Origin of the sequence: Pseudomonas sp. 1D4, from assembly GCF_001728925.1 — a bacterium.
GTDB lineage: Bacteria > Pseudomonadota > Gammaproteobacteria > Pseudomonadales > Pseudomonadaceae > Metapseudomonas > Metapseudomonas otitidis.
Genome location: NZ_LXJQ01000094.1, coordinates 1 through 7059, shown reverse-complemented (window position 1 = coordinate 7059; position 7059 = coordinate 1). Strand labels below are relative to the sequence as shown.

The 7059-nt window shown below is 66.6% G+C and carries 6 protein-coding genes and 1 pseudogene; 5 read left to right on the top strand and 2 right to left on the bottom strand.

The annotated features are described in order from the left end of the window. The coding region (locus A7D27_RS26335; RefSeq protein WP_069566618.1) for a calcium-binding protein at positions 1 to 399 on the top strand (399 nt) is incomplete at its 5' end. A 130-nt stretch (positions 400 to 529) separates the two neighbouring features. Then, positions 530 to 1603, top strand: a complete 1074-nt coding sequence (locus tag A7D27_RS26330) for a nitronate monooxygenase family protein (protein WP_069566617.1) — start codon at positions 530 to 532, stop codon at positions 1601 to 1603. Between the two features lie 64 nt (positions 1604 to 1667). On the opposite strand, the gene A7D27_RS26325 is transcribed toward A7D27_RS26330, so the two are convergent. Then, positions 1668 to 2816 carry an acyl-CoA dehydrogenase family protein gene (locus A7D27_RS26325; RefSeq protein ID WP_069566616.1) on the bottom strand — a complete coding sequence of 383 codons (1149 nt, stop codon included), beginning with the start codon at positions 2814 to 2816 and terminating at the stop codon, positions 1668 to 1670. Positions 2817 to 2893: 77 nt separating this feature from the next. Further along, positions 2894 to 3190 (bottom strand): annotated as a pseudogene (locus A7D27_RS26320) (AraC family transcriptional regulator); the annotation flags it as partial. A 495-nt stretch (positions 3191 to 3685) separates the two neighbouring features. Here A7D27_RS26320 and A7D27_RS26310 point away from each other — a divergent pair. From A7D27_RS26310 to A7D27_RS26300, 3 genes are all read left to right on the top strand, one after another. Further along, positions 3686 to 4639 carry a TAXI family TRAP transporter solute-binding subunit gene (locus tag A7D27_RS26310; RefSeq protein ID WP_069562542.1) on the top strand — a complete coding sequence of 318 codons (954 nt, stop codon included), beginning with the start codon at positions 3686 to 3688 and terminating at the stop codon, positions 4637 to 4639. Positions 4640 to 4789: 150 nt separating this feature from the next. Further along, positions 4790 to 6817 carry a TRAP transporter permease gene (locus tag A7D27_RS26305; protein ID WP_069562543.1) on the top strand — a complete coding sequence of 676 codons (2028 nt, stop codon included), beginning with the start codon at positions 4790 to 4792 and terminating at the stop codon, positions 6815 to 6817. Then, the coding region (locus tag A7D27_RS26300; protein ID WP_139134201.1) for a DUF1850 domain-containing protein at positions 6814 to 7059 on the top strand (246 nt) is incomplete at its 3' end. The genes A7D27_RS26305 and A7D27_RS26300, both read left to right, overlap by 4 nt.

Genomic DNA, 7059 nt, shown 5'->3' with positions numbered 1-7059 from the left:
AAGGGCAACGACACGCTCCTTGGCACCTTCAACAGCGACACCTACCTCTTCGAACTCGGCGACGGCCAGGACACCATCATCGAACTCTCTGGTAACGACACCCTCCTCTTCACCCAAGACATCAACAGCACCGACCTCTGGCTCCAACGCACCGGCAACAACCTGGAACTCTCAGTCCTTGGCTCCGACGACAAGGTCACCATCAGCAACTGGTACGCCAGCGCCTCGAACCACGTCGAGACGATCAAGACCGCTGACGGCAAGACCCTTCTCGACAGCCAGGTACAGAACCTGGTCAACGCCATGGCGGCCTTCGCGCCGCCGACTGCGGGCAACTCCAACCTCACGCCTGAGCAACGGGCTCAACTGGAGGTGGTAATCGCCGCCAACTGGCACTGACACCACCCGCTTTCGACAGGGCCCCGCAAGGGGCCTTGTTCGTCTTGGGCGGCAGCGCGGCAATCCGCCCGCTCTACCGCGCTGTATTTGGCAGTATCCTGTCGCCCTTTCCCCTGCCAGGAGCGCTGCCATGTCCCGTTGGCCCGATACCCGTATCCAAAATCTGTTCGGCATCGAACTGCCCATCATCCAGGCGCCGATGGCGGGGCCGTCCTATGCGGAGATGGTGGTGGCGGTGGCGCAGGCCGGTGGCTTGGGTTCGCTGCCCTGCGCGATGTTGAGTGCCGAGCAGATCCGCCAGGAGGTCGGGCGGATTCGCGAAGGGACTGCGGCGCCAATCAACCTGAACTTCTTCGCCCACTCGGCGCCGGTACCGGATGAGGCCAGCCTGGCAGCCTGGAAGCAGCGCCTGGAGCCCTACTACCTGGAGCTCGGCCTGGACCCGGCCGAGCCGGTGCCGCTGTCCAACCGTGCACCGTTCGATGAGGCACTCTGCGAGCTGGTGGAGGCGTTGCGCCCGGAGGTGGTGAGCTTCCATTTCGGCCTGCCGGAGGCGGCGCTGGTGGAGCGGGTGAAGGCGACCGGGGCGAAGGTGATTTCGTCGGCCACCACGGTGGCCGAGGCGCGCTGGCTGGAGGCCCGGGGTTGCGATGCGATCATTGCCCAGGGCGCGGAGGCCGGCGGTCATCGCGGGCTGTTCCTCGATACGCGGGTGGACACCCAGGTGGGCACCTTTGCGCTGCTGCCCCAGGTGGTGGATGCGGTGCGGGTGCCGGTGATTGCGGCCGGTGGCATCGCCGATGCGCGCGGCATCGCGGCGGCTTTCGCGTTGGGGGCCGCAGCGGTGCAGTTGGGCACGGCCTACCTGTTCACACCGGAGGCGCGCCTGCCCGCCCTGCACCGCCAGGCGCTGGCGCAGAGCCGGGACGACAGTACGGCTATCACCAACCTGTTCACCGGGCGCCCGGCGCGGGGGATTCTCAATCGGGTGATGCGTGAGGTGGGGCCGTTGAGCGACCTGGCGCCGGCCTTCCCGCTGGCGGGCGGTGCGCTGGCCCCGTTACGGACCAAGGCCGAGGCGGCGGGTGCCGATGATTTCATGTCGCTGTGGTCGGGCCAGGCGGCGGCGCTGTCGAAGCACCTGCCGGCGGGCGAGCTGACTCGGGTGCTGGCGACCGAGGCCCTGGAGCGCATGGGGCGCTGAAAGGCCTCTGCGCCTTCATGCACTGAGGGTGGAGCCCCGGTGCCTCGCGGCACCGGACGTGGGCTCAGAGGCCCATCTGCTTGCTGATGATCTCGTTCATGATTTCCCGCGAGCCGCCGCCGATGGAGAGGATGCGGTTGTCGCGGTAGAGCCGCTCCACCAGGCTCTCGCGCATGTAGCCCATGCCACCGAGCAGTTGCACGGCGTCGTAGGTGACCCGGTCCGCCATGTCGGTGGCGAAGTTCTTGGCCATGGAGATTTCCTTGATGACGCTCTTGCCGGCGGCCATCTTCGCGGCCTGGCGGTAGGTGAACTCTCGTGAGACCTCGACCTGGGTGGCCATTTCCGCCAGGCGATGCTTGAGCACCTGGAACTTGCCGATGGGCTTGCCGAAGGCTTGCCGCTCGCGGGCCCAGCGCTCGGCTTCTTCCAGGGCCATCTGGGCGGTCATGTTGGCCATGATGGCGAGGGCCAGCCGCTCGGACTGGAAGTTGGCCATGATGCAGGCGAAGCCCATGTTCTCGACGCCGATAAGGTTGCCCACCGGGACGAGGCAGTCCTCGAAGAACAGCTCGGCAGTGTCGGAGGCCCACCAGCCCATCTTCTTCAGTTGGCGCCCGACGCTGAAACCGGGAGTGCCCTTCTCGATCAGCAGCAGGCTGACGCCGCCGAAGCCGTCGCCGCCGGTGCGCACCGCCACGGTGTAGTAGTCGGCGCGCACGCCGCTGGTGATGAAGGTCTTGCTGCCGTTGACGCGGTAGAAGTCCCCTTCGCGCACCGCGCGGGTCTTGAGGTTGGCCACGTCGGAGCCGCCGGAGGGCTCGGTGATGGCCAGGGCCATGATCTTCTCGCCGGCCAGCACCTGCGGGGCGATGCGCTCGCGCAGTTCGGGGCGGCCCCACTTGATCAGCGGGGGCAGGCCGATGTCCAGGGAGCCCAGCCCGGCTACCAGGCCGCCGGAGCCACTGCGCATCAGCTCCTCGCTGGCGGCCACCTTGGCGAACAGGTCGCCCTCGTGGCTGCCGCCGTACTGCTCGGGGTAGCCGATGCCGAGGATGCCGGCGGCACCGGCCTTGAGGTAGAGCTCGCGGGGGAAGGATTCGGCCTCTTCCCAGTCGTCGATGTGGGGGAGGATTTCCCGCTCAACGAAGCGGCGAACCGAATCACGCACCAGTTGATGGGATGGGTCGAAGTATTCCTGGCAGGCCGGCATGGCGTAGCTCCCTGGCGAAAGTCAGGAAAACTTACCGAGCGCTTGCTTGGTTTTCAAGGCGTGACATGCGCCATCGATCAGGACGTATGCGCCGCACCGAAGCGCTCCCGATAGGCCGAAGGCGGGAGCCCGACGGCGTTGCGGAAGGCCACGCGGCGGGCCAGTTGGCTCACTTCCAGGGGCTCGTACAGGTGCTGGCGGGCCCAGTGCATCAGGGTGGACAGGTCATTGCGCGACGCCTGCGCCATCGGGGCTGGAATGAACTGCGCCTGGCCGCCGACCCGCTGGGGCGGCATGACCAGGCGCCGGGCCACAGTGTTGGCCACCTGGGTGCCGAAGTCCCGCGCTACGAGGTGCGGGCAGACGTCGATGCCGTCGGTCAAGGGGCACCGTCTGCGCGTGTTGAGGTGGGCGCGCTGTGGCCGCCCCTTCCTCACCGGCTTGCGCGGGCGCTACCGCTCCGGCAGGCACCGTCGCATTTGGCGGCGCCCAACATGAGCGGATTAATGCCTACTCAATAAGCCGGATAGGCGGTTTTCCGCTTACCAAATCCCCTCCCACTGACCCCACAGGCCGCGCTGCAGGCGTTGCGAAGGCTGGCACGGCACCTGCAATATCGGCTGCGTTACCGCGCTCGATACTGCCGATACCGCAGTCATAACAACGACAAAAGGCCAGCACGCGTATACACGCCCCTCCCCGGCAACACGCCGGAGACCTGCCTTCGCCGCCTTCCCGCGGTCCTTGTCCCTCGTTGTGAGCTGCACCGGCGTTCCTGCGCGGCGGGTGACGTTCGCGCCTGCTCGTGGCTGGCCGACGTCGTCTAACGTGTAGCTCTGCATAAATCCAACAACGACGGAGAAACGTCCATGCGACTGACCAAGAAACTCAGCCTGCTCGCTGCTGCCGCGGCCTTCACGGCCAGTACTGCGGCACTGGCTGCGCCCACCTTCATCAACGTACTGACCGGCGGCACCAGCGGCGTGTACTACCCGATCGGCGTGGCGCTGTCCCAGCTGTACAGCAACGGTATCGCCGGGTCGAAAACGTCGGTGCAGGCGACCAAGGCATCGGTGGAGAACCTCAACCTGCTGCAAGCCGGGCGCGGCGAACTGGCCCTGGCGCTGGGCGACTCCGTCGCTGACGCCTGGAACGGCGTGGAGGATGCCGGCTTCAAGGCTCCGCTGAAGAAGATCCGCGCCATCGCCGGGACCTACCCCAACTACATTCAGATCGTTGCCAACGCCGAGTCGGGCATCCATTCGCTGGCGGACCTGAAGGGCAAGCGCATTTCCGTCGGCGCGCCGAAGTCCGGTACCGAACTCAACGCCCGCGCCATCTTCAAGGCTGCCGGGCTGACCTACGAGGACATGGGCAAGGTGGAGTTCCTTCCCTATGCCGAGTCGGTCGAGCTGATCAAGAACCGCCAGCTCGACGCCACCCTGCAATCCTCCGGGTTGGGCATGGCGGCGATCCGCGACCTGGCTTCGACCATGAAGATCCGCTTCGTGGCCATCCCGCCGGAGGTCACGGCGAAGATCGACAACGCCGCCTATCAGGCGGCCACCATCCCGGCGGGCACCTACGACGGCCAGGACGCCGACGTCCCCACCGTGGCCATCACCAACATCCTGGTCACCCACAGCGGTGTGTCGGACGAGGTGGCCTACCAGATGACCAAGCTGATGTTCGAGAACCTGGATCGCCTGGGCAACGCCCATTCCGCTGCCAAGGACATCAGCCTGGAGAACGCCACCCAGAACCTGCCCATCCCCCTGCACCCCGGTGCCGAGCGCTACTACAAGGAAGTGGGCGCCCTGTAGCCCACCCGGACAGGGGGCTACCGCCCCTCCGCCTTCCCCGTCGCGTAGCGTTCCGGCATTGCCCCAGGCCGGAACGCTCGCGGACCGAGGCACGGCGCTACGGTGCCGGCCTCTGCTTCTTGCATTGATGTCGTGATGAGGCTTCACCCCATGAGTGAACAAGACAATGGCCTGGCTGCCAGTCCTTCCGACTGGCCAAAGGCGCTTTTTGCCGTGGCGCTGCTGTTTTCCATCTTCCAGATCGTCACCGCCGCCTTTCACCCTGTCTCGACCCAGGTGCTGCGTGCCGTACACGTCGGCTTCCTGTTGCTGCTGGTGTTCATCAGCTACCCGGGGCTCGGCAAGGGCCGCCCCTGGCAGCCGCTGGCCTGGCTGCTGGGCCTGGCCGGCATGGCCACGGCGATCTACCAATGGGTGTTCGAAGCGGACCTGATCCAGCGCTCCGGGGACCTGACCACCGGCGACATGGTCGTCGGCCTGACCCTGATCCTGCTGGTGTTCGAGGCCGCACGGCGGGTGATGGGCATCGCCTTGCCGATCATCTGCGCCCTGTTCCTGGCCTACGGCATGCTCGGCCAGTACCTGCCGGGGGACCTGATGCACCGGGGCTACGGCCTGGACCAGATCGTCAACCAGCTGTCATTCGGTACCGAGGGCCTGTACGGCACACCGACCTATGTTTCGGCCACCTACATCTTCCTGTTCATCCTCTTCGGGGCCTTTCTCGAGCAGGCCGGAATGATCCGGCTGTTCACCGATTTCGCGATGGGTCTGTTCGGCCACAAGGTCGGCGGGCCGGCCAAGGTGTCGGTGGTGTCATCCGCCCTGATGGGAACCATCACCGGCTCCGGCGTGGCCAACGTGGTCACCACCGGCCAGTTCACCATTCCGCTGATGAAGCGCTTCGGCTATCGCCCGGCCTTCGCCGGCGGGGTCGAGGCGACCGCGTCGATGGGCAGCCAGATCATGCCGCCGATCATGGGCGCCGTGGCCTTCATCATGGCCGAGACCATCAACGTGCCGTTCTTCGAGGTGGCCAAGGCGGCGCTGATTCCGGCGCTGCTGTACTTCGCCTCGGTGTTCTGGATGGTGCACCTCGAAGCCCGCCGTGCGGACCTGCGGGGCCTGCCGAAGGATGAGTGCCCCAACCCCTGGAAGGCGGTGCGGGAGCGCTGGTTCCTGCTGATCCCGTTGCTGATCCTCATCTACCTGCTGTTCTCCGGCCGCACGCCACTGTTCTCCGGCACCGTCGGCCTGGCGCTGACGGCCATGGTCATACTCGGCTCGGCGATCATCCTGCGGGTTTCGTCCAAGGCGCTGCGTTTCGCCTTCTGGATCGCCCTGGGCGTGCTCTGCGCCGGCTTCTTCCAGCTCGGTATCGGCGTGGTGTTCGGCGTCATCGGCCTGCTGGTGGCGGCGTGCTGGTTCGTCAAAGGCGGCCGCGAAACGCTGACCCTGTGCCTGCACGCTCTGGTGGAGGGTGCGCGCCATGCAGTCCCGGTGGGGATCGCCTGCGCCCTGGTCGGCGTGATCATCGGCGTGGTGTCGCTGACCGGGGTGGCGTCCACCTTTGCCGGCTACATCCTCGCCATCGGTCAGGACAACCTCTTCCTGTCGCTGGTGCTCACCATGCTGACCTGCCTGGTGCTGGGCATGGGCATCCCGACCATTCCCAACTACATCATCACCAGCTCGATCGCTGCCCCGGCCCTGCTGGACCTGGGCGTTCCGCTGGTGGTCTCGCACATGTTCGTCTTCTACTTCGGCATCATGGCCGACCTCACGCCACCGGTGGCCCTGGCCTGCTTCGCCGCGGCGCCCATCGCCAAGGAGCGCGGCCTGAAGATCAGCCTGTGGGCCGTGCGCATCGCCGTGGCCGGCTTCGTCGTCCCCTACATGGCGGTCTATTCGCCGGCGTTGATGCTGCAGGGTGACAGCCTGCTGGCGACGCTGTACGTAGTGGCGAAGGCGGTGCTGGCCATCGGCATCTGGGGGGCGGTGTTCACCGGCTTCCTGAATGCCCGTCTGGCCTGGTGGGAACGTGGGCTGGGTTTCGCCGCCGGTGCCAGCCTGATCCTCGCCACGCCCATCAGCGATGAGGTGGGCTTCGTCCTCAGCGCCGTGTTCGTCGCCCAGCACCTCTGGCGCGCCCGACGCGCCAGGGCGCAAACGACATGATCGGCTTGTGCCTGGGCATGGCAGGGGCGGTGTGGGCAGAGCTGCCCGTGCCGTCCTTCACCCTGGCCTGGACCCACACCATCGAGAAGATCCGCTGGGAGGAGGACTACCGCGTCACCGCCGAGGGGCTGTTGCTCGGCGAAGCGCGGGTCAAGGGCTCCGGTGCCGGCATGGAGATTCCCGACGGAGCCGTCCTGCGTGAGGGCAGTTGGCATTACCAACGGCAGATGCCGCCGCTGCAA